This window comes from Ruminiclostridium sufflavum DSM 19573 (assembly GCF_003208175.1).
GTDB lineage: Bacteria > Bacillota > Clostridia > Acetivibrionales > DSM-1351 > Ruminiclostridium > Ruminiclostridium sufflavum.
Genome location: NZ_QKMR01000026.1, coordinates 1721 through 4182 on the forward strand (window position 1 = coordinate 1721; position 2462 = coordinate 4182).

The window sequence follows — 2462 nt, forward strand, 5'->3', positions numbered from 1 at the left end:
CCCGCTGGTGCTACCGGCCCTACTGGCTCTGATGGTGCTACTGGCCCTACTGGTCCCGCTGGTGCTACTGGTCTTGCCGGTTCTACTGGCCCTGCTGGTGCAACTGGTCCTGCCGGTTCTACTGGCCCTGCTGGTGCTACCGGACCTGCCGGCACTACTGGCCCTGCCGGCGCTACTGGCCCTACTGGTGCTACTGGGCCTGATGGTGCTACTGGCTCTGTCGGCGCTACTGGCCCTGCCGGTCTTACTGGACCCGCTGGTACTACTGGACCTGCTGGTATAACTGGACCTGTCGGTTCTACTGGTCCTGCCGGTCCTACTGGACCCGCTGGTACTACCGGTGCTGATGGTGCTACTGGACCCGCTGGTGCTACCGGCCCTACTGGTCCTGCTGTTGGTGTCACTGGACCTGTTGGTCCCACTGGCCCTACTGGTGCCACTGGAGCGACAGGGCCCACCGGTCCAACCGGTCCAGGCAATGCTATCATGTCGTTTTCAAGCAACGGAGGGCTTGAGGCCAGATCTGAATCAAATGGTGATTTTGGACGGCTTAGTTTATTCGGGGTTGCAGGCCACGGGTATATTTCAGGAGCTACAACTCTTTCGCCAATTGTAGTAGATGCATCTAACACAGCCGTGATGGGTTTTTCACAGCCTGTACCACGCGCTGGTTCTATCAATTCATTTTCCGCATTTTATGTTTGTACAACAGCAGTCACAGCTGGACCAAACGCAATTCTAAGAGCAGAACTGTATGTGTCAGATCCGCCAAGCAACACCTTTGAAGCGACGGGAGCCTTTGTTTCATTCACTCTTCCTAGCTCGGCTGCAGTTGGTGATTATGACACAATGACTTTTACAATGAATCCACCTTTGACGGTGAGTGAATCAGCACTTCTTTTAATTGTAGTGTCATTGACAACCGATCCATCCACAGGTGCAGTTAATTTTGATGCCAATATGACCGCATCGGTAGCTATCACTTGATTAGTCATCCGTATAGCGAGGATTCACTACGCAGACTAAACAAAGAACAAATCGTCAGCTTTTTCATAGCTGGCGATTTGTTCTAATATTTATCTATTGGGGATTCCAAAAAGGGGGGTAACTTTTGGCACACGACTTCGCAAAGCAAAGTGTAGGCGTTTATTAAACCCTCCGATATCACCCGAGCTTGACCTATTTTCTATATTCAGATATAAAAATACTGCCTATCTTGTCAAATTAGGCGATACACTGTGTAATGTGACAGCTCATATTTTATTTTGTTGTTCTTTGCAATTTTATTATAATGCCTGCTGGTTCTGTTTCTCCTTTAACAGTATTTATAATTTATCCACAGGTGGAAAGTTCTGCTTGTATAACAGTTTGTTATGTTACTTTCCGTCTTTCTTACTCCGCAAGTACGTCTTTGGCTATGTCAATATTTACAGCTGTACCCTCTGTGTTTATATCCCTCTTAAATTCACAACCTATACTGGCAGTGTCGCGTAATATTTCCAGGATATTTATTCGAATACAATTTATGTTTAAGTGTTAACTATTAAAGTTAATATTCAGCACTGTTTTTCTACATGCTTTAATAATATTAAAGCCCTGATAAGAAATAATCTTTAAATATCAGTTAACATAAGTAACAAGCCATATAGGCTTAACATATATTATCTATAGAGCATACTTCATTTTCAGTATGCTCCAAACAATTCACAATTATTTAAGGAGGTGAGTAAAAATATGGCTATTGAGCTTATTGTAAATGGCGGCTTTGAAACAGGTTCTTTTCCCCCATGGAGTGAAGTTGAATCAATAATAACATCTCTATACAGTCATACAGGAAATTATTCTGCACAATTGCAGAATGGTACATCTGTTATATATCAAACTGTTTACGGTGATTTCAGCCAGCCTGTGGAGGTCAGTGCTTATCTGGCTAAGGTTGGAGCATTTCCAAATCCTATAGTATCTATTGTTCTCTCATACTTTGATGCGGCATTTAATTTTCTTGGAACAGGTCTCGTAATAAGTATTTCAGAGAATGATCTACCTAATATAAGCGGAAATGATTGGCTTAAAGTTGTTGGAACCACATTCGTAGCACCTGCCGGAACAGCCTTCGCCATTTTATCTATCAGTAAAAATACTCTTCCCTGTTCTTCAAATGTTCTTGTCGACGATGTATCCATATTAGAAGGGCCAATTAGTCCTACCGGTCCTGTTGGTCCTACCGGTCCCACTGGTCCTACCGGTCCTACTGGTCCTTGTTGCATTGGTCCTACCGGTCCTACTGGCCCTGTTGGTCCCACCGGCCCTGGCGGTTGTGCTCCCGGTCCTACTGGCCCTACTGGTCCTGTTGGTCCTACCGGTCCCGGCGGTTGTGCTCCCGGTCCTACTGGTCCGACCGGCCCTACTGGTCCTGTCGGTCCTACCGGTCCCGGCGGTTGTGCTCCCGGTCCTACTGGTCC

At 46.2% G+C, this 2462-nt stretch carries 3 protein-coding genes; all 3 read left to right on the top strand.

Annotated elements, in window-relative coordinates:
• The coding region (locus LY28_RS19585) for a hypothetical protein (protein ID WP_242981385.1) at positions 1-283 on the top strand (283 nt) is incomplete at its 5' end.
• 473 nt (positions 284-756) lie between these two features.
• Positions 757-987: a hypothetical protein gene (locus tag LY28_RS19590; RefSeq protein ID WP_242981387.1), complete on the top strand. Its 231-nt coding sequence runs from the start codon at positions 757-759 to the stop codon at positions 985-987.
• Positions 988-1734: 747 nt separating this feature from the next.
• On the top strand, positions 1735-2462 hold a 728-nt coding region (locus tag LY28_RS19715), incomplete at its 3' end, for an NTTRR-F1 domain (protein WP_278303908.1).